The 19723-nt window shown below is 62.8% G+C and carries 17 protein-coding genes; 5 read left to right on the plus strand and 12 right to left on the minus strand.

Annotated features, from left to right (window positions below):
* The 4 genes from AC1Z32_RS34685 to sdhC form a co-directional block, all read right to left on the minus strand.
* The coding region (locus tag AC1Z32_RS34685; RefSeq protein ID WP_014193767.1) for a succinate dehydrogenase iron-sulfur subunit at positions 1–700 on the minus strand (700 nt) is incomplete at its 3' end.
* Between the two features lie 22 nt (positions 701–722).
* Complete coding sequence (gene sdhA, locus AC1Z32_RS34690; protein ID WP_483481744.1) at positions 723–2498, minus strand: succinate dehydrogenase flavoprotein subunit; 1776 nt, start codon at positions 2496–2498, stop codon at positions 723–725.
* Between the two features lie 5 nt (positions 2499–2503).
* Positions 2504–2872, minus strand: coding sequence for a succinate dehydrogenase, hydrophobic membrane anchor protein (gene sdhD / locus AC1Z32_RS34695; protein WP_483481743.1), 369 nt, complete (start codon positions 2870–2872; stop codon positions 2504–2506).
* Positions 2873–2874: 2 nt separating this feature from the next.
* Positions 2875–3285: a succinate dehydrogenase, cytochrome b556 subunit gene (sdhC, locus tag AC1Z32_RS34700; protein WP_483483391.1), complete on the minus strand. Its 411-nt coding sequence runs from the start codon at positions 3283–3285 to the stop codon at positions 2875–2877.
* 217 nt (positions 3286–3502) lie between these two features.
* Here sdhC and AC1Z32_RS34705 point away from each other — a divergent pair, with 217 nt between their 5' ends.
* Entirely contained in the window at positions 3503–4399 is an 897-nt protein-coding gene (locus tag AC1Z32_RS34705) for a LysR family transcriptional regulator (RefSeq protein WP_483483392.1), read from the plus strand.
* Between the two features lie 111 nt (positions 4400–4510).
* Positions 4511–5257 carry a carbonic anhydrase family protein gene (locus AC1Z32_RS34710; RefSeq protein ID WP_483483393.1) on the plus strand — a complete coding sequence of 249 codons (747 nt, stop codon included), beginning with the start codon at positions 4511–4513 and terminating at the stop codon, positions 5255–5257.
* On the opposite strand, the gene AC1Z32_RS34715 is transcribed toward AC1Z32_RS34710, so the two are convergent.
* The 4 genes from AC1Z32_RS34715 to AC1Z32_RS34730 all read right to left on the minus strand — a co-directional run bounded on the left by AC1Z32_RS34715 (position 5254) and on the right by AC1Z32_RS34730 (position 11541).
* A complete protein-coding gene (locus AC1Z32_RS34715; RefSeq protein ID WP_483483394.1) occupies positions 5254–6837 on the minus strand; it encodes an alanine/glycine:cation symporter family protein in 1584 nt (527 codons plus the stop codon). The two genes, AC1Z32_RS34710 and AC1Z32_RS34715, sit on opposite strands and share 4 nt — an antisense overlap.
* Positions 6838–7176: 339 nt before the next feature.
* Positions 7177–8124 carry a TauD/TfdA dioxygenase family protein gene (locus AC1Z32_RS34720; RefSeq protein ID WP_483483395.1) on the minus strand — a complete coding sequence of 316 codons (948 nt, stop codon included), beginning with the start codon at positions 8122–8124 and terminating at the stop codon, positions 7177–7179.
* Positions 8125–8164: 40 nt separating this feature from the next.
* Positions 8165–9178, minus strand: coding sequence for an ABC transporter substrate-binding protein (locus tag AC1Z32_RS34725; protein ID WP_483483396.1), 1014 nt, complete (start codon positions 9176–9178; stop codon positions 8165–8167).
* A 167-nt stretch (positions 9179–9345) separates the two neighbouring features.
* Positions 9346–11541, minus strand: coding sequence for a TonB-dependent siderophore receptor (locus tag AC1Z32_RS34730; protein ID WP_483483397.1), 2196 nt, complete (start codon positions 11539–11541; stop codon positions 9346–9348).
* A gap of 231 nt (positions 11542–11772) precedes the next feature.
* Here AC1Z32_RS34730 and AC1Z32_RS34735 point away from each other — a divergent pair, with 231 nt between their 5' ends.
* A complete protein-coding gene (locus AC1Z32_RS34735; RefSeq protein WP_483483398.1) occupies positions 11773–11907 on the plus strand; it encodes a hypothetical protein in 135 nt (44 codons plus the stop codon).
* On the opposite strand, the gene AC1Z32_RS34740 is transcribed toward AC1Z32_RS34735, so the two are convergent.
* Entirely contained in the window at positions 11904–12287 is a 384-nt protein-coding gene (locus AC1Z32_RS34740; protein ID WP_483483399.1) for a DUF1801 domain-containing protein, read from the minus strand. The two genes, AC1Z32_RS34735 and AC1Z32_RS34740, sit on opposite strands and share 4 nt — an antisense overlap.
* Positions 12288–12355: 68 nt before the next feature.
* Complete coding sequence (locus AC1Z32_RS34745) at positions 12356–12892, minus strand: DUF4142 domain-containing protein (protein ID WP_483483400.1); 537 nt, start codon at positions 12890–12892, stop codon at positions 12356–12358.
* Positions 12893–13160: 268 nt separating this feature from the next.
* Between AC1Z32_RS34745 and AC1Z32_RS34750 the strand changes: the two genes are divergently transcribed.
* The gene (locus AC1Z32_RS34750; protein WP_483483401.1) at positions 13161–15230 is read left to right on the plus strand and encodes a hybrid sensor histidine kinase/response regulator; all 2070 of its coding nucleotides are present in this window, start codon (positions 13161–13163) and stop codon (positions 15228–15230) included.
* A 3-nt stretch (positions 15231–15233) separates the two neighbouring features.
* On the opposite strand, the gene AC1Z32_RS34755 is transcribed toward AC1Z32_RS34750, so the two are convergent.
* Entirely contained in the window at positions 15234–16142 is a 909-nt protein-coding gene (locus AC1Z32_RS34755; protein WP_483483402.1) for a LysR family transcriptional regulator, read from the minus strand.
* Between the two features lie 113 nt (positions 16143–16255).
* Between AC1Z32_RS34755 and metE the strand changes: the two genes are divergently transcribed.
* Complete coding sequence (metE, locus tag AC1Z32_RS34760) at positions 16256–18547, plus strand: 5-methyltetrahydropteroyltriglutamate--homocysteine S-methyltransferase (protein ID WP_483483403.1); 2292 nt, start codon at positions 16256–16258, stop codon at positions 18545–18547.
* Positions 18548–18554: 7 nt separating this feature from the next.
* Here the strand turns inward: metE and AC1Z32_RS34765 are convergent, their stop codons facing one another.
* Positions 18555–19673: a GGDEF domain-containing protein gene (locus AC1Z32_RS34765; protein WP_483483404.1), complete on the minus strand. Its 1119-nt coding sequence runs from the start codon at positions 19671–19673 to the stop codon at positions 18555–18557.
* Positions 19674–19723 lie beyond the last annotated feature (50 nt).

Below are 19723 nucleotides of genomic sequence, written 5' to 3' on the forward strand. Positions count from 1 at the left end.
AGACAGCCCGCCGCACCATCAATTCCTTGATCTTGCCGATCGCCTTGGTCGGGTTGAGCCCCTTCGGGCACACGTCGACGCAATTCATGATCGTATGGCAACGGAACAGACGATACGGGTCTTCCAGGTTGTCGAGGCGTTCGCCCGTCGCCTGGTCGCGGCTGTCCGCGATGAAGCGATAGGCTTGCAGCAAGCCCGCCGGTCCCACGAACTTGTCCGGGTTCCACCAGAAGCTCGGGCACGACGTCGAGCAGCTCGCGCACAGAATGCACTCGTAGAGGCCATCCAGCTCATCGCGCTCCACGGGCGATTGCAGGCGCTCCTTTTCCGGCGGCGGCGTATCGTTGATCAGATACGGCTTGATCGAATGATACTGGTTGAAGAACTGCGTGAAATCGCAGATCAGGTCGCGCACCACCGGCAGACCCGGCAGCGGACGCAGCACGATCTTCTGCGGCAGTTCGTTCAGATTCGTCAGGCACGCGAGGCCGTTCTTGCCGTTGATGTTCATCGCGTCCGAGCCGCACACGCCTTCGCGGCACGAGCGGCGGAACGACAGCGTCTCATCGACTTCTTTCAGCTTGACCAGCGCGTCGAGCAGCATGCGTTCATGCGTCAGATCGAGCTCGTACGTCTGCATGCGCGGCGCTGCATCCTTGTCCGGATCGTAGCGATAGACTTCAAAAATTCTCTTTGCCATTTCGATTCTCTTCGTTCGTGCCTTAGAAGGTCCGCGCCTTCGGCGGCACCGATTCAACCGTCAGCGGCTTCATCTGCACCGGCTTGTAGTCGAGGCGATCGCCTTCGCTGAACCACAGCGAGTGGCGCATCCAGTTCTCGTCGTCGCGATGCTCGTAGTCGCTGTGCGCGTGCGCGCCGCGGCTTTCCTTGCGCGCTTCGGCCGAGACCATCGTCGCGCGCGCGACTTCGATCAGGTTCGCCAGTTCCAGCGCTTCGACCTTCGCCGTGTTGAACACCTTCGACTTGTCCTTCAGATGCACGTGCTTCACGCGCTCGGCCACTTCGGCGATCTTGCTGACGCCTTCTTCCAGCAGCTTCGCCGTGCGGAACACGCCCGCATGCGCCTGCATCGTCGAGCGGATGTCGTTGGCGATGCTCTGCGTGTATTCGCCCGAGGTCGACTTCTCCAGCACCGCGAGACGTTCCATCGCGAAGTCGGCGGCATCGGCCGGCAGCGGCTTGTGCTCTTTCATCTCGCTTGCGTGCTTGATGATGTGATTGCCCGCAGCACGCCCGAACACGACCAGATCGAGCAGCGAGTTCGTGCCCAGACGGTTCGCGCCGTGCACCGATACGCACGAGCATTCGCCCACCGCGTAGAAGCCGTTGACCGGATCGTTGTAGCCCTTGGCCGTGCCCACGACCTGACCGTGCATGTTCGTCGGAATACCGCCCATCTGATAGTGGATGGTCGGCACGACGGGAATCGGCTCCTTGATGCAGTCGACGTTCGCGAACTTCAGCGCGATCTCGCGAATCGACGGCAGACGCTTCATGATCGTCTCCGCGCCGATGTGCGACAGGTCCAGCAGCACGTGATCCTTGTTCGGACCCACGCCGCGGCCTTCCTTGATCTCCTGGTCCATCGAGCGCGAGACGAAGTCGCGCGGTGCGAGATCCTTCAGCGTCGGCGCATAGCGCTCCATGAAGCGATCGCCGTTCGCGTTACGCAAAATGCCGCCTTCGCCGCGCACGCCTTCGGTGATCAGCACGCCCGCGCCCGCCACGCCCGTCGGGTGGAACTGCCAGAACTCCATGTCCTGCAGCGCGATGCCCGAACGCGCGGCCATGCCAAGCCCGTCACCGGTATTGATGAACGCATTCGTCGATGCCGCGAAGATGCGGCCCGCGCCGCCCGTGGCGAACAGCGTCGTCTTGCCTTCGAGGATATAGACCTCGCCCGTTTCCATTTCGAGCGCGGTGACGCCGAGCACGTCGCCGTCGGCGTCGCGGATCAGGTCGAGTGCCATCCACTCGACGAAGAAGTGCGTCTTCGCCGCGACGTTCTGCTGATACAGCGTGTGCAGCAATGCGTGACCGGTACGGTCAGCCGCGGCGCATGCACGTTGCACCGGCTTCTCGCCGTAGTTCGCCGTGTGACCGCCGAACGGGCGCTGATAGATCGTGCCATCCGGATTGCGGTCGAACGGCATGCCCATGTGCTCGAGCTCATAGACGGCATTGGGCGCTTCACGGCACATGAACTCGATCGCATCCTGGTCGCCGAGCCAGTCGGAGCCCTTGATGGTGTCGTAGAAGTGATAGTGCCAGTTGTCTTCGCTCATGTTGCCGAGCGAAGCGCCGATGCCGCCTTGCGCGGCCACGGTATGCGAGCGCGTCGGAAACACTTTCGACAGCACCGCGACGGAGAGCCCGGCGCGCGCGAGCTGCAGCGATGCGCGCATGCCCGATCCACCCGCACCGACGATGACCACGTCAAAGCGACGACGCGGCAGGGAAGTCTTGATTGCAGCCATGTTCTTTAAACTCTCCAGAGAATCTGTGCAGCGTAGCCGGCGCATCCGATGAGCCACAGGATGGTCAACACCTGCAGGAACAGGCGCAGGCCCATGGGCTTCACGTAGTCCATCCAGATGTCGCGAATGCCGACCCACGCGTGGTAGAAGAGGCAAAGCAGGGCTACAAAGGTGGCGAGCTTCATCCACTGGGTCGCGAAGATGCCCGCCCAGCCTTCATACGAGAAGTTGTGCGCGCCGAAGAACCAGAAGAGAAGAATGACGGTGTACACGGCCATCACGACCGCGGTGATGCGTTGCGCGAGCCAGTCGCGCAGACCGTAATGCGCGCCCACGACCAGGCGCTTCGGGCCGACTCGATTTTGCGTTGCCATGTTTAGAACACTCCGAAGATCTTGAGGGCCATCGCGAGCGTGAGCAACAGCGAAACGATCAGCACGACGAGCGCGGTCTGCTTGCCGCCTTCCTTGTTCACGCCGACATGCATGTCGAGAAACAGATAGCGGATGCCCGCGCAGAAGTGATGCAGATACGCCCACGACAGCACGAGCGTGACGATCTTGACGACGGGGTTGGCGAGGAAGCCCTTGAACGCGTCGAACGAGATCTCCGACGTGAGGCTCTGATCGAGCAGATACAGGATGAACGGCAGACACACGAAGAGCAAAAGCCCGCTGATGCGATGCAGGATCGATATCTTCCCTGCCAGCGGCAAGCGATACTTCGCGATTTGGCCGATCCCGATGTTCCGGTACTCCGGCCTTGGTTTTTTCAATGCTTCAGCCACATTAGACCCCTTCCCAATCTGATTGACGATTCGCGCGGCGTCGATGGTCGACACGGGCGCGACTCGTCCAGCCTGATCCGCCTCGAAAAGCGTCCGGCGATGTAATTGGGGAAAAGTTTTTAGCCCGCGCATTGCGCGATAGCGGTATTTTGTCGCGCGATTGATATACTGTCCAATATCTATCGCGTCTTTCTGAAATATTTTTTAAAGATATCGGATGGAACTTCGCCATATCCGCTATTTTCTCGCCGTCGCCGAGGAGCGCAATGTCACGCGCGCGGCGGAACGGCTCGGCATCGGTCAGCCGCCGCTCAGCCAGCAGATTCACGCGCTGGAAGATGAACTCGGCGTGCGGTTGTTTCGCCGCACGGGGCACGGCGTCGTGCTGACGGAAGCCGGCGAGGCGTTCGCCGTCGATGCCAAGCGCCTCATGAATGACGCACGCCTCGCCGTCGAAAAGGCGCAGAGCGCTGGGCGCGGCGAGATCGGGCAGCTCAATATCGGCTTCACGGGATCGGCCGCGTTCAATCCTGTCGTGTCGAAGCTGATTCGCTCGTATCGGCAGGCGTATCCGAATGTCACGCTCACGCTCACCGAAGGCAACACGGCGCAACTGCTCGCCCATCTCGATGCCGGCCGCGTCGACGTGGCCTTCGTGCGTCTTGGTAGCCAGTCGCCCGCGGGCGTGCAGATCAATCACATCGCGATCGAGCCGATGAAAATCGTGCTGCCCGCCACGCACGCGCTCGCGAAAAAGCGCAAGGTGCCGCTCGAGGCGCTGGCCGACGATCCGTTCGTGATGCTGCCGCGAGAGGCCAGCCCCACGTTACACGACGTGATCGTCGGCGCGTGCCGGGAAGCGGGATTCGAGCCGGTCGCCGGACAACAGGCGCCGCAGCTTTCATCAGTCGTGAATCTGGTCGCGGCGGAATTCGGCGTCTCGCTGGTGCCGGCGTCCGTGTGCCAGATTCAGGTGGATGGCGTCGCCTATACCGATGCGCTCGGCAGCGCCATCACCATCCGCCTGGCTTTGGCATCGCGCATTGATGCGACCGCCGCGAAGACCGCCAATTTCCTCGACATCGCTCGGGAAGTCGTTACTTCATCGACGTGAGCTTGTCATCGGAATAAGCGCGCATTGAATTCGGCGCATTTCCGTCCAACACTTCAGCTGGCAAGAAGAGCGTCAAGAAGGCCGAATCCTTTGGGAACGAGGAGCAAGGTCATGCGCGAAAAAATGAAACATCCGCTGCAATGCTCGCCCGCGTGCCGCCGGGGTTTCCTCAGATCAGTTGCATCCGCAACTATCGCCGGGCTGACCGCCCCGCCGCTTCTCGTCACATCCGCCCGCGCCGATGCATTGACCCGTGCACAGCGCGACGGCATGACGCCCGAGCAGATCATCGATGCGATGAAGCGCGGCAACGAGCGCTTTCAGAAGGGCGAGCGAAAGCCGCGCAACTATCTGCGCGAGCAGAAGGCGAGCGCGAAGGGACAGTATCCGGCGGCGGTGCTGCTCAGTTGCATCGACTCGCGCGCGCCCGCCGAAGTCATCATGGATCTGGGCATCGGCGATATCTTCAATTGCCGCATCGCGGGCAATATCGAGAACGACGATATCCTCGGCAGCATGGAATTCGCGTGCAAGTTGATGGGCGCGAAAGTCGTGCTCGTGATGGGACATACCTCGTGCGGCGCGATCAAAGGTGCGATCGCCAATGCCGAACTGGGCCATCTCACCGGACTACTCGCGCGCATCAAGCCCGCCGTCGACGCAACGCAGTACGACGGTGAACGCACCGCGACCAACTACGCGTTCGTCGACAAGGTCGCGCGCAAGAATGTCGAGTTGACCATTGCGCAGATTCGCCGCGACAGCACCGTGTTGAGCGAGATGGAAAGCCAGCACGCCATCAAGATAACCGGCTCGATGTACAACCTGAGCACGGGCGCGGTGGAGTTCTTCTCTTAACTTTCGACGCGCTCGCGGACTTCTTCCTTGTGCGTCGCGACGCCGCGAACGGCTGTCCAGTACTCGGTCCGTACGCCGATGCGCTCGGAGACGAACGGCCCGCCGCGCGTACTGCGGTAATGCGCGAGCGCGCGGTATACGAGGCGCTGCCCGATCAGCAGAATCGGCACGTTGAGCAGCACCATCACGATGTTCATCAGATCGGACAGCGCCCAGAGATTCGGCAACTCGAGGCCGGCGAGCACGGTCAGCGCGCCGAACGGCACGAACACGAGCGAGCCCACTACACGAATGCCGGTGATGAAACCGCGGCTGCGCGAAATGAAGTTCGCCGAGATTTCCGCGAATGAAATCATGCCGAGCAGCGTCGTGAACGCGAAGAGCCCATAGCACACGCACATCACGATCTTGATGACATGCGCGACCGAAACGGGCACGAGCGTTTCGACGGATGCGAGATACACCGTGATCTTCGATGCCCTGACCGACTCCCACGCCTGCCCGTCGACGGTGCCGGTCCACACGTGCGCCATCACGACGATGAAGCCGGTCATCGTGCAGATGACCATTGTGTCGAAGAACACACCGAGGCTTTGCACGAAACCCTGTTCGCACGGGTGATCGTTGTCGGCGATCGCGGCGGCCATCGTGATGGTGCCCTGCCCCGCTTCGTTCGACATCAGCCCGCGCTTCACGCCCTGCGCGAGCGCGGTGCCTATCGCGCCGCCGAAGAGCGCGTGCGGCGCGAACGCACCGACGATCACCTCATGAAAAAAGTACGGAATCAGCGGCAGATTGATCAGGATGATGACGAGCGACATCACGCAGAAGAGCGTCGCCTTGATGGGCACGAGCACATCGGTATAGGCGGTCACGCGGCGGATGCCGCCCATGATGATGAACGCGCACGCCGCGATGAGCGCAACCGCGATGACGTAATACACCGTCGACTGGCGCGCGAGATGCGTGCCCGCCACCGTGTCGGCAATGGTGCCGATCGCGGTGAACACGTTGAACGTTTGCGGCGGCACGTTGAAAAGGGCATACACGATGAACACGATCGACAGAAACGTGCCGACGATGCGCCTGTCGCCGAGAATGCGCCGCCCATAGAACGGCAATCCGCCGACGAACTCGTCGTGCTTCTTCTCCTTGAAGAGCTGCGCGAGCGTCGACTCCATGAACGCGGTGGCCATGCCGAAAAATGCGGCCACCCACATCCAGAACAGCGCGCCCGGCCCGCCGACGGAAATCGCGCCCGTGATGCCGACGATATTGCCCGGCCCCGCGCGCATCGCGAGCCCGAGCATGAAGGATGCGAGCGCGCTGACGCCGGTCTTCGACGGCTGACGCCGCAACATGATGCGCACGATCTTGCCGACGTTCATCGTCTGGATGAATCGCGTGCGGATCGTGAAGTGAATGCCCACGCCGACGAGCAGCAGAATCGCGAAGGAGAACTGCCCGAGCACGGGGATTTGCGAATAGGCCTTGAAATTGGTGGGGAAATCCCACAAGAAATCCGAGACGGGCGCAATGAACGCAAACAGTGCATTCACGGTTTGGAAGAGACTTTCCACGCGGGGCGTTCCTTTCGTGCTTCAGCCTGTGAGACACAGGCGTTAGGAATATTGAGAAACCAGCGGTTTTTGAGACTGGTGGGCGTGCCTGCGCGGCACGAACGTGTGAGGCGCGATTATACGTTTCCGCGCGCCGCGTTCAGGCGCGCGTTTATCGCAATCGGCGTGGAGTTCAACACATCAGTGTCGATGGACTTCGACGAAGGCTCGTCCCCGCGAACGAACCTTCGTTTTGACGGCTGATGGCGAAGCTGACTCAGTGACGTGGTTCAACAAGACAGTTAGTTGCGATGCGTCCAGCGTCGATGGCGCAACGGTGGCGCCATCGAGCAGCTCGCATCAATTCAACGCGATCGCAGCAGCCGCGCCCACCGGCGAGCCGTCGACCGCCACGGACGGCTTCCCATCCGGACCGACCGGCACATCCCCGACGAGCGTCGTGCGATAAAGCTGCCGATCGAAGTCGAGATCGAAGATATCGCTCGGCGCGAGATGCGCCGTCGTGCGGTTGTCCCAGAACGCGACGCTGCCCGGCTCCCACTTGAAGCGCACCGTGAACTCAGGCCGCGTGACGTGCTCCCACAACAGTTCGAGCAACACCTGACTCTCGCGCGGCGCCAATCCGGCGATATGCTTGAGAAAGCCCGGACTCACGTACAACGCGCGCTCGCCGGTTTCGGGATGCACGCGCACGAGCGGATGCTCGCTCACCAGCGTGTGATCCGTGACGGCCTTCGTGAATGCATCGGTGCCGCTCGCGCCCTGCGGCGGCGCGAATCGATGCACGCCGCGCAAGCCATCGACGAAAGCGCGCAGCGGCGCGGACAGCTTCTCGTACGCGATCACGAGATTGGTCCATTGCGTGTCGCCGCCATAGGGCGGAATCGTCACGCCGCGCAGGATCGATGCGAACGGCGGATTCACGGCGGCGGTGACATCCGTGTGCCAGCCGGTCCACGGACGCAAAAGCGCCTGGCCTTCGAAGCGCGTGGCCTTGCGAAACTTCGAGATCGAGTAAATCTCCGGATGTCCTTCGACGTGACCGAACACCGGATGCCCCACCGTGAGCTTTCCAAATTGCGCAGAGAACGCGACGTGCTGCTCGTGACTCAGGAACTGCTCGCGAAAGAAGATCACGCGCCATTTGAGCAGCGCGGCGCGGATCGCGCTCACCTGTTCGGCAGACAAGGGACGCGTGAGATCGACGCCGCCAATCTCCGCGCCGATATGCGCCGAAAGCGGGCTGACGGTCAATTCCGTTTCATTGGCAATGGCTGCTGCGTTCATCGTGGTCTCCTGTCGACATCAACTGAAATGGCCGGTGTGCTCAACTGCCTTGCGCGCTCGCGTCGTCGGCGAAGAAGTAATCGCGCCACGATTTCGGCTCGTGCCGGATCACGCCCACCTTATGCAGGAACGTGCCCAGTTGCAGCGTGTTTTGCGGTGTCGTGGCGAAGCTCGCTTCCTTGTCGCTCAGAATGCGCTCGACGAACGCGGGCGATAGCTTCGAGCCATCCTGGCGAATGTAGATCGCCGCGGCCTGCGCCTTGTCCTTGTCGACGAGCCGCGCCGCATCGTCGAGCGCCGCGCGCACGGCCGCATAAGTCTTCGGGTTGTCCTTGCGCCACTTGTCGGAAGTCACGACGACGCTGCCCGTCGACGGTCCGCCCAGGATCTCGGTGGAACTCGTCACCTTGTGGATCTTCGGGTCTTCGAGTTCCTGATACTGATACGGCGCGTTGGAGAAATGCAGATTGATGACCGAGTTGCCCGAGAGCATCGCGGTCGTCGCATCGGCGTGCGGCATGTTCACTTCGAAGCGGTCGAGGCGCGCATAGCTGGCATCGCCGTATGCCTGCGCCGATGCCATCTGCAAGAGACGCCCCTGCTGCGACACCGCGACGGACACCACCGCGATGCGATCCTTCTCGCCGATATCCCTGATGCTGCGAATGCGCGGATCGTTGGTCACGAGATACACGGGCACCGCGCTTTGCGCCGCGATCGCGCGAAAGTCCTGATGCCCGCGCGTGCGGTCCCAGATCGTCATCAACGGGCCGATGCCGATGGTCGCGACATCCGCCGCGCCCGAAAGCAGCGCCTCGTTCACAGCCGCGCCGCCCGAGAGCGTGTTCCATTGCACGTCGATATCGAGCCCCGAGCGCGCGCCCGCCTTCTCGATGAGCTTCTGATCCTTCGCCACCTTGAGCAGCAGCGAGCCGATGCCGTATTGATCGACGATCTTCACTTTTCCTTCGGCGTGCGCGCGATGTATCGGCCAGGCGAATGCGGCCATCAACGCGAACAGGGCGCAGAGGCGTTGCAGTGAAGGTGTCGTCATGCGGGGATATCGTGGAAGCGCGGCGAGCGATCAATGTACTAGCCGCTTCCTCACACGCGAACGAAGAAATCCCGATACGGATAGCATCGTTCGCGATAAGCGCCGGGGAGGCGCTCACGACGTTTCGATGCACTGCGCAGTACCAGGCGCAGTGCGATGAAGCGTGCTTACCAGTGATAGTTCATGCCGGCGAAGACCTGACGTCCATAACCGAATGCGCACCAGCTGCCGTAATAGCACGACGCGACATATTCCTTGTTGAAGAGGTTCTGCGCGTTCACGTAAAGCTCCGCGCCCTTCAACTGCGCCGCCGCGCGGCCAAGGTCGTAGCGCAGCGTGGCATCGACGAGGAAGAAGCTCGACACCTTGAAGCTGTTGTCGCTGCTGTACGTCGTGCCGGTATAGCGTCCGCCCGCGCCCATCGAAAGACCGGCGAGCGGTCCGCGATCGATCGTGTAATACGCCCACAGCGAAGCCTGATTCTGCGGAATGGCGGGCAGGAACTTGCCGTCGAGTCCGCTGTTGTCCTTCGTGTACTTCGTATTGAGGTACGTATAGCTCGCGGTGACGTTCAACGAATCCGTGAGGCTCGCCTTCGCTTCGAGCTCGACGCCGAGCGATCTCGCTTCGCCCACGGCCGACTGGAAGTTCCGATTGTCCGCGTTCACCGTCAGCAGGTTCTTGCGTGTCAGATCGAACAGCGCAGCCGAGAAGAACGCGTTGTAGCCCTTCGGCTGGAATTTCACGCCGATTTCGTACTGACGTCCCTTCTCGGGCGAGAACTGATTGCCGTTGATGTCGGTGCCCGCTTGCGGAGTGAACGATTCGGTGTAGCTCGCATACGGCGCGATGCCGTTGTTGAACACGTACGTCAGACCGGCGCGGAACGTGAACGCACGATCGAACTGATGCGACACGATGCCGTAGGTCGTGTTGTTCGAATCGCTGCTCGCCCAGTCCTCACGTGCGCCGAGCGTGAGGATCACGTTGCCCCAGCGCGCCTGATCCTGCGCATAGACGCCGTACTGCGTGCCGCTCAACACCTGGTGATAGCGGTCCGGCGGCGTGATCGTCTGGTCGTAGTTCGGCGCGAACATGTCGAGCGTCGGTGCGGCGCCGAAGCCCGCGTCGAAGTTGCTCGCGTAATGCTGATAGTCGAAGCCGAACAGCACCGTATGATCTATCGCCCCGGTCGAGAAATTGCCTTCGAGCTGGTTGTCGAGCGAGATCGTGTTGAGATTGTCCTTCGACGCCGCCGTGCCGCGATCGAGCGTGCGCAGGTCGTCTTCCAGCGCGCTTGCGTACACGCTCTTGTAGTCCTGCGCGAGATGCAGCAGGCGGCCGTTCGAGCGGAACGTCCACGCGTTGCTGAGCTTGCGGTCTAACTTGTAGCCGATCGCTTCCTGCGCGCGATTGAAGCTCTCGAAATTGTGATCGCCGTCGTAAAAGTCGCTCGGCAACTTGCCGTTCGGGTTGAAAAGCACCGTGCCTTGCGGCGGCACGCTGCCATACGACGTGCTGCGCGGATCGCGCTGATAGAGACCGTACAGCGTGAGCGAAGTCTTGTTGTCGGGACGCCACGTGAACGACGGCGCAATGGCGATGCGCTTGTTGTACGTCGATTGAACCTGTCCGTCTTCCGAACGCGCGATGGCGGTGAGGCGATACAGATAGCGTTCATCGCCGGCGATGGGCCCGGAGAAATCGAACGTGGCCTGCTTGTGAGCGTAGTTGCCGAACTCGACGCCCACTTCGTGCAGCGGCACGACCGTCGGCATCTTGCTTTCCTGATCGAGCAGGCCGCCCGCCGCCGCCTGACCGTAGAGCACGGACACGGGCCCCTTGAGCACTTCGATGCGCTCCATCATGTACGGATCGAGCTGGGGCACCGCATACCACCCGTTGTCGAGCAGCTTGAGGCCGTTCCAGTATTTGTCGGCGTCGAAGCCGCGCACCTTCAGCATGTCATAGCGGGTCGCAATGCCGCCGCGCGTCTCCGGTGTGACGCCCGACACGTAGCGCACGGCCGCGTTGAGCGTCTGGACGTTCTGCTGATCCATCTGCTCGCGCGTGACGACCGAGACCGATTGCGGCGTCTCCAGCAGCGATGTGCTCGACTTCAACGCCGTCGATTCCTTCGCGACATAGCCTTTCGTCGGACCATAGGGCTGATCCTCGTTCTGCGCCGTGACCTTCACCGCTGGAAGCGTGCTCTCCGCGGGCGCCGCCGTCGCAGCGGGTTCGGCCGCGGACGGCACGGAGTCCGTCGATTGCGCGTGGGCGAGCGGCGCCGCCGCGAACAAAAGCAGCGCTGCCAGCTTCAACGGCCGCATCGCGACCGGGCTCGTCGTACCTGATTTCATTCTGGTTCTCTTCGATGTCGTTGCGTGTGAATGCGAATCGTTATTATTTGCGGTCGCATTGTGACCGGACGTTTTGGATTTGTAAAGAAGTCATTCGAACGTTTTTGTCGGGATACGACAGAAATATCGGGAGCGCGGGAAATGAATCGAGGTGGGGCGTGAGGCGGTTTGGAGTGACCGGGGCGCCTCGAAGGCGGCCCCGATTGGTTCGCGCATGAGTACGCGACCGAGGTGCTGCGAACCCCGTTGCCGCTTGTGGAACGCTTCGGCACCGGCACCTTCGCGGCGCGTCTGCGCGATCAGGCCAAGGTGCCCGATGGCGTCGTTCAGCCGCCCGCGCTGGGCGGCGCGTGGCGCGTGGCCTAGCCGGCCGCTTTTTTCTTCGATTTCGACTGGTTGAACGCGATCGCCGCGCGCACGAGCGTCTTGAGCGCGCGCGCGTCGACCTTGTCGCCTTCGAGGAAATCGATCGCGCGCCGCGCGTTGCCTTCGAGGCCCGCATTGAAGAGCTTGTCGGGATCGGGCAGGCTCGCGCCGCTGGCGAAAGTGAGTTTCACTTTGCCCTTGTGGGCATTGGCCACCGCGATCATGCCGTCGCGATACCACACCGGACTGCCCATGTACTTCCATTCCTCGGTGATCGCGTCATCCGCTTCGAGGATGACCCTGCGCACCTCTCTGAATGTCTCGCCGCGCCAGTCGGTGATGCCTGCGATCAACGCGTCGATTCGTTGCGATGGATTCATGTGCTCTCCGTGCCTCCGTGTTCCGGTTATGGTTTTGTATCGGCGACGGTCATCTTAACGTAGCGGCATCAGCGCCTGAGGCCGGGACTGCCTATCGTCAGTTGCAGCCTGTGCGCCTGATCGAGATGAAAGATGAAGGACGGGCGCGAACGGATCAGCAAGGTGCGCACATCCGCGCTTCGCGCCGAGCGGATATAACCGTCGACGCTATTGACCAGCTTCTGCAGAAAGACCACCTCGCGATCGAGATACGCTTCGTCGAAGTCGTAGCTGCCCGCGTCTTCGAGCGCGGCGAGATCATCGATGCTCTGCTTCGCCAGTGCATCGCTCGTCGGGCTGCGTTGCGGCTGCGCGCCGGTGCGCTGCGTCAGCGCGGCGATCTCCTGATTGACCTGCCCATGTTCCGATATGAGGCGATTCGCGAAGACCTGCAAGCTATAGGATCGCGTCTTGCGCAAGGCCAGATTGCCCGCCGCGATTTCCACCTGATTCGCCACGAACACGACACCCAGCATTTGTCCATCGGTCAGCGGCTCGTCCGCCTGCGCGCCAGCCATCCATGTCAGAAGCATGAGCAGCGCCGCCGCGATGCGTGTTCCTTTCATCTACGCCTTCCTTGAAGTGCAAGCCGCCGTTGTTGCGCCGTTATGGAATTTGAAGCCCGATTCGTTCATATGGCAAGCCTTGTGTTTCTGCTCCGCGGCCCCGGTGGAGTTCAGGGTCATGCTTGAACTAAGATGTAGCCTTCAGTCAAAAGACATGAACGCCGCTATTCAAAAGATGCGCGGCGCGTTCAATCATATTTTCATCGCTATGAAACCCGAAACGGTTTGGCCCGAGCAATCCTTCGACTGCGAAGGCTGGCGCGGCGAAATGGCCTCGCGCATCGCCGGCCTCGACTGGTCCAACACCGCACTGGGTCCGATCGACCGATGGTCCAGGAGTCTGCGGGCAGCCGTTCGACTTCTGCTTGCCTCACCCGTGCCCCTCGTCATGCTATGGGGCCGCCCGGGCACGATGATCTACAACGACGCTTACGCGGGCTTCGCCGGCGGGCGTCATCCGTTTCTGCTCGGCAAGCCGGTCGAGGAAGGCTGGCCGGAAATCGCCGCGTTCAATCGCAATGTTGTCGACACCTGCCTGTCGGGCGCGACGCTCTCCTATATCGAGAAGCGCCTCACGCTGCATCGCAGCGGCCAGCCCGAGGACGTGTGGATGGATCTGCACTATAGCCCCGTCGCCGAAGACGACGGGCATCCGGCGGGCGTGCTGGCCACCGTCTTCGAGACCACCGGCAAGGTGCTCGCCGAGCAGCGCCGCGACGCCGCCGAGCGCGCGTTTCGCGAGGCGAACGAGCGCCTGCGGCTCGCGCTCAGTTCCGGCATCGTGCTCGGCACGTGGGTATGGGACCCGGCCACCGGACACATCAGCGGCGACGAACGATTCGCCAGGACCTTCGGCATGGCCGGCGAAACCGACGAGCCCTTTCCCTTCGAGACGCTCGCCGTCAATCTTCATCCGGAAGACGCCGAGCACGTGCAGGCGTCCATGCGCCGCGCGCTCGAAAGCGCCGACGGGCGTCACGAGATGGAGCTGCGCCTGCGAGCCCCGGACGGCCAATATCGATGGGCGCTCTCCAGCGGACGCTGCGAGTTCGACGCCGCGATGAAACCGATCCGCCTGCCCGGCGTGCTCGTCGACATACACGAACGCAAGATCGCGGAAGACAAGTTGCTCAAGCTCACGCAGACGCTCGAAGAGCGTGTCGCGGAAGCAGTCGCGGCGCGCGTCGAGGCCGAGGAGCGCTTCCGTCAGGTGCAGAAGCTCGAAGCCATCGGCAATCTCACCGGCGGCGTCGCGCACGACTTCAACAACGTATTGCAGATCATCTCGGCGAACCTGCAGCTCATCGAGCTCGCCACACGTGACAAGCCGGAGCTGACGCGCAGGCTGCAGGTCATGAGCGAAGCCGTGGCGCGCGGCGGCAAGCTCGCTTCGCAGATGCTCGCCTTCGCGCGGCGCCAGCCGCTCAATCCCGCGGTTGTCGATCCGGCGAAGCTCGTCGCGGACATGTGCGAGTTCCTGCAGCGCGCGCTGCCCGAATCGATCAAGTTGAAGACTTCGGTATCGAGCGAAGCCTGGAACCTCTTCGTCGATCGTCATCAGCTCGAGAACGCGCTGCTCAATCTCGTCATCAACTCGCGCGACGCGATCAAGGAAGGCGGCCACATCCTGCTGGAGGTCGCGAATGCCAGCATCGGCAACGACGGCGCCACCGGCCTCGCACTGCCCGCGGGCGACTATGTGAGGCTCGCCGTGACCGATGACGGCGCAGGCATGAACGACAGCGTGAAGGCCCGCATGTTCGAGCCGTTCTATTCGACGAAGGCCGAAGGCCAGGGCACGGGCCTCGGCCTCAGCATGGTGTTCGGGTTCGTGTCGCAAAGCTCGGGCTGCGTGGACGTCAAGACGCAACTCGGCGAAGGCACGACCGTCGCGCTTTACTTCCCGCGCTGCACGCAAGCGGAGACGGCGCACACGAGCGGCGCGCGGCCGCGAGCATCGAGCGGCGGTGAAGTCGTGCTCGTGGTCGAGGACGATCCCGACGTGCGCCTCGCGACCATCGACATGATCGCGCAGCTCGGCTACAAGGTGCTGTCGGCGCAGGACGCGGATTCGGCGCTCGCGGTGCTGCAGAAGAATGGCGACGTGGATCTGCTTTTCAGCGATGTCGTGATGCCCGGCACCATCCGCGCGAACGAGCTGGCGAAGATCGCGAGCGCGCCGCCGTACAGCGCGGCCGTGGTGTTCGCATCGGGCTATACGCGCGACATCATCTTTCACGAAGGGCGCCTCGATGAAGGCGTCGTGCTGCTGAAGAAGCCCTACACCTTCGACGATCTCGCGCGCACTATCCGCCATGCGCTCGACGCGCGAGGCTGAGCGTCAGCGGGACACGCGCGCCTTCGCCCAGTCCGCCTTCTTCGCCAGCGCGATGAACGCCGCGAGATAGTCGATGCCCGCATCGACCTCGCGCGTGCCGAGAAAGATCCGTTTCGCGATGCCTTTCCTGCCGAGCTTCTGCACGGCGAGCGGCATGCGGTCCGCGTATTCCTCCGCGAGCCAGCGCGGCAGCGCCGCCACGCCGCGCCCGCTCGCGACCATCTGCATCATGATGTCCGTGGTTTCGATCACCTTGTGGCGCTTCGGCACGACGTTCGCGGGCGTCAGGAATTGCGTGTAGATGTCGAGGCGATCGGTTTCGACCGGATACGTGATGAGCACTTCCTGCGCGACCTGCTCGGGCGTGACGTAAGCGGCATCGGCGAGCGCGTGTTCTTCGGGCACCACGAGCACCTGCTCGTAATCGAATACGGGCGTGAAGCGCAGGCCCGGCTTCTTCAAGGGATCGGGCGTCACGAGCACGTCGATATCATGGCCGAACAGCGCGCCGATGCCGCCGAACTGGAAACGCTGCTTCACGTCGACATCGACATCGGGCCAGCGCGCGAGATACGGCGACACCACCTTGAGCAGCCATTGATAGCACGGGTGACATTCCATCCCGATGCGCAAGGTGCCCCGCTCGCCTTGCGCGTATTGCTTCATGCGCGCTTCGGCCAGTTCGAATTGCGGCAGCATCCGGTTCGCGAGGCCGAGCAGATAGTGACCCGCCTGCGTGAGCCGCATGCTGCGCCCTTCGCGCGTCCACACCGGCGTGCCCAATTGCTGCTCCAGCTTCTTCACGGTATGGCTCAACGCGGACTGCGTGAGATTGAGGACATCGGCGGCGGCGGTCAGCGAACCCTGCCGCTCGACCTCTCTCACGACCATCAGATGAGCGCGTTCAAGCATTCGCGTCTCCATGAAGAAAGTTAATCGATGCATGAAATTAAACCATTTTTATTCATGCATCGAAAATTCTATCATCGCTGCTACATCCTTTTATATCGACAAGAACACGCACGATGGTCACGACACACAATCTGGGTTTTCCGCGCATCGGCGCGCAACGCGAACTGAAGTTCGCCCTCGAAAGCTACTGGAAGAACCAGTCTTCGCGCGATGAACTGAAGGCAGTCGGCGCGCAGTTGCGCGAGCGGCACTGGAAGCATCAGGCGCGTCTCGATCTCGTGCCGGTCGGCGATTTCGCGTTTTACGATCAGGTGCTCGACATGAGCTTCACGCTCGGCAATCTGCCCGGGCGCGTGCGCGCCTTTCATGGCGATGCCCTCGACAACTACTTCCGCGTCGCGCGCGGGCGATCGGCGGAAAACAACGATGAGCACGCTGCGTGCTGCGGCGGCGTGGCCGCGGGCGAGATGACGAAGTGGTTCGATACCAACTACCACTACATTGTCCCCGAGTTCGATGCCGCCACCCAGTTCAGCCTCGACACGTCACGTCTCGTCGCGCAGCTCGGCGAAGCACGCGCGCTCGGCGTGAACGCGAAGCCCGTCATCATTGGGCCGGTAACGTATCTGTGGCTTGGCAAGGCGAAGGACGACTCGGACAAGCTCGCGCTCCTGCCGCGCCTGTTGCCCGTGTATGCCGCGCTGCTCGATCACTTCGCGGCGCTCGGCATCGAGTGGGTGCAGATCGACGAACCCGCGCTCGTCACCGAGCTCGATGCGCAATGGCGCGATGCTTTCGTCACCGCTTACGATGCGCTCTCCGCGCGCCGCGTGCGTCTTCTGCTCGCGACTTACTTCGGCGAGTTGCAGGAGAACCTCGACCTTGCGTGCAAGCTGCCTGTCGACGGTCTGCATATCGACGCCGTCAACGCGCGTGACGAGGCAACGGAAGCGGCGTCGCGATTGCCGGATACATCGGTGCTTTCGGTGGGCGCGATCAATGGCCGCAATATCTGGAAGACCGATCTCGATGCCGCGCTCCAATGGCTTGAGCCATTGCACGCGTCGCTCGGCAAGCGGCTGTGGATCGCGCCGTCGTGCTCGCTGCTGCATGTTCCCGTCGATCTGCGCAGCGAAGCAAGGCTCGATGCCGACATCGAATCGTGGCTCGCCTTCGCGCTGCAAAAGCTCGACGAACTCGACGTGCTGGCGCGCGCCTTGAACGAAGGCCGCGCATCGGTGGCCGATGCGCTCGCGCACAACGCGGTGGCCATCGAAAGCCGCCGCACGTCATCGCGCGTGCACGATCCGGTGGTGAAGGCCGCGGTCGCGAAGATCGACGCGGCGTTCGGCCAGCGCGCGAGCGCATACGAAGCACGCGCAAGGAAGCAGGCCGCGATGCTCGACCTGCCCGCCTATCCGACGACGACCATCGGCTCGTTCCCGCAGACGAGCGAGATCCGCCAGGCGCGCAGCCGGTTCCGTGAAGGCGCGCTCGATGCAGCGGACTACAAGGCCGCGATGGAAAGGGAAATCACGCGCGCCGTGAAGGAACAGGAAGCGCTCGGGCTCGACGTGCTCGTGCACGGCGAAGCCGAACGCAACGACATGGTCGAATATTTCGGCGAGCAGTTGAATGGCTACGCATTCAGCGCCTTCGGCTGGGTGCAGTCATATGGCTCGCGCTGCGTGAAGCCGCCGATTCTCTTCGGCGACATCAGCCGCCCGAAGGCGATGACGGTCGAGTGGATCCGATACGCGCAAGCGCAAACCACGAAGCCGATGAAGGGCATGCTGACCGGTCCGGTCACGATCCTGAACTGGTCCTTCGTGCGCGACGATCAACCACGTTCGGTGTCGTGCCGGCAACTCGCGCTCGCGATCCGCGAAGAAGTGCTGGACCTGGAAAAAGCCGGCGTGCGCGTGATTCAGATCGACGAAGCCGCGCTGCGCGAAGGCCTGCCGCTGCGCCGCGCGCAATGGAGCGAGTATCTGCGCTGGGCGGTGGAGGCGTTCCGCATCACGGCGAACGGCGTGCGCGATGAAACGCAGATCCACACGCACATGTGCTATTCGGAGTTCAACGACATCATCGCGTCGATCGCGGATATGGATGCCGATGTCATCACCATCGAAACGTCGCGCTCCGACATGGAACTGCTCGACGCCTTCGACGACTTCAAGTATCCGAATCAGATCGGGCCGGGCGTCTACGACATTCACTCGCCCAACATTCCGAGCGAGGCGCATATCGTCGATCTGATGAAGAAAGCAGCCGAGCGCATTCCGGGCGAGCGGCTGTGGGTGAATCCCGACTGCGGCCTCAAGACGCGTCAATGGAATGAAGTGATTCCGGCGCTCAGGAACATGGTCGCGGCGGCGCGGACCTTGCGCGCGTCGGCGTGATTCCGCTTCAGGCGGTCAGCATGTTGCGCCCCGCCAACTTCGCGCGATAAAGCGCGACATCGGCCCGTTGCAGCGCGTCGTGAAAGCCCGCCTCGTTCGCGCCGATTCGCGACACGCCGATGCTCGTCGTCCATTCCGGCATGCCTTCGGTGGATCGGCGGCATGCGTCGTGGATCCGCTTCGCGCACGCCGCTTCATCCGGTGCGCGCGACGCCGGCAGAATCGCGGCGAACTCGTCGCCGCCGAGCCGCCCGAACTCGCCGCCGAGCGACTCGACTTCCGCGCCCGCGAGGCGCGCGAGCTCGATCAGCACGTTGTCACCTGCGAGGTGCCCGTGCCGGTCGTTGATCTGCTTGAAATGATCGAGGTCGATGGCGAGCACGGCCGCGCCGGGCGCGGCGAGACGGCGCGCGTAGCGGTCGAATCCGGCGCGGTTCCAGACGCCCGTCAGCGGATCGCGCAGCGCGGCGTCGCGCAGGCGCTGCTGTGCGCGCTCGGCGGGAATCGCGAGCAGGCCGAGATTGAGCACGCCGAGGAGCAACTGATCCGAGAGCGTGGGAATCAGCGCGAGATAATTCATGCGCGGCCCGTTCCACGCATATGCCGCGAGCGTCACCGCGTAACCCGGCAGATAGCCGAGCATCGCGAGGCCCGCGATACGCCTCGCGCGGCTCTGCTCGCGCCGCCCGCTCGACCAGAGCGTCACGCCCGTGATGGCGGCGGACACCGCGACGCCGATCGTGTCGCCCGCATGCGTCAGTGGCGACACCATCGGACCATGGCCGCCGATCCACGCGGGCAGGATATGCGCCGCCGCGCAGCCCGCGACCGGCGCGAGCATCCACCATCGAAACGGCGGCTTGCCGTCGAACGCGCGCAAGCCGGAAACGATCAGCATGTTGGTGGCCGCGAGCGCGCCGAGCAGCAAGCCGACGGGAACCAGTTGCCCCCGGGTGAACCCGAAACCGATCAGCACCGCGGCATACATAAACGAGCTTGCCGACCAGTGCACGAACTGCGGCTCGATGGTCCGGCCGAAGCGCACCAACGCAAAGACGAGCCCGAACGCCGTGCTCGCGAGCACGCTGCAAAGGCGAAGGGTTTCGGTGTCAGGTGTGTGGAACATGGAAAAGCCCGCCACGTGCGGTGGCCGGAACCCCGGCCGTCATCGGCGGC

The organism is Caballeronia sp. 11_S32 (assembly GCF_056930355.1).

What these genes read in the sequence shown, in the direction of transcription:
- AC1Z32_RS34710 (WP_483483393.1), top strand. Translation starts at nt 4,511, where the DNA reads ATGCGCGAAAAAATGAAACATCCGCTGCAATGCTCGCCCGCGTGCCGC.
- AC1Z32_RS34750 (WP_483483401.1), top strand. Translation starts at nt 13,161, where the DNA reads ATGGCCTCGCGCATCGCCGGCCTCGACTGGTCCAACACCGCACTGGGT.
- AC1Z32_RS34765 (WP_483483404.1), bottom strand. Translation starts at nt 19,673, where the DNA reads ATGTTCCACACACCTGACACCGAAACCCTTCGCCTTTGCAGCGTGCTC.
- AC1Z32_RS34745 (WP_483483400.1), bottom strand. Translation starts at nt 12,892, where the DNA reads ATGAAAGGAACACGCATCGCGGCGGCGCTGCTCATGCTTCTGACATGG.
- AC1Z32_RS34730 (WP_483483397.1), bottom strand. Translation starts at nt 11,541, where the DNA reads ATGAAATCAGGTACGACGAGCCCGGTCGCGATGCGGCCGTTGAAGCTG.
- metE (WP_483483403.1), top strand. Translation starts at nt 16,256, where the DNA reads ATGGTCACGACACACAATCTGGGTTTTCCGCGCATCGGCGCGCAACGC.
- sdhA (WP_483481744.1), bottom strand. Translation starts at nt 2,498, where the DNA reads ATGGCTGCAATCAAGACTTCCCTGCCGCGTCGTCGCTTTGACGTGGTC.
- AC1Z32_RS34725 (WP_483483396.1), bottom strand. Translation starts at nt 9,178, where the DNA reads ATGACGACACCTTCACTGCAACGCCTCTGCGCCCTGTTCGCGTTGATG.
- AC1Z32_RS34720 (WP_483483395.1), bottom strand. Translation starts at nt 8,124, where the DNA reads ATGAACGCAGCAGCCATTGCCAATGAAACGGAATTGACCGTCAGCCCG.
- AC1Z32_RS34755 (WP_483483402.1), bottom strand. Translation starts at nt 16,142, where the DNA reads ATGCTTGAACGCGCTCATCTGATGGTCGTGAGAGAGGTCGAGCGGCAG.
- sdhD (WP_483481743.1), bottom strand. Translation starts at nt 2,872, where the DNA reads ATGGCAACGCAAAATCGAGTCGGCCCGAAGCGCCTGGTCGTGGGCGCG.
- AC1Z32_RS34740 (WP_483483399.1), bottom strand. Translation starts at nt 12,287, where the DNA reads ATGAATCCATCGCAACGAATCGACGCGTTGATCGCAGGCATCACCGAC.
- AC1Z32_RS34705 (WP_483483392.1), top strand. Translation starts at nt 3,503, where the DNA reads ATGGAACTTCGCCATATCCGCTATTTTCTCGCCGTCGCCGAGGAGCGC.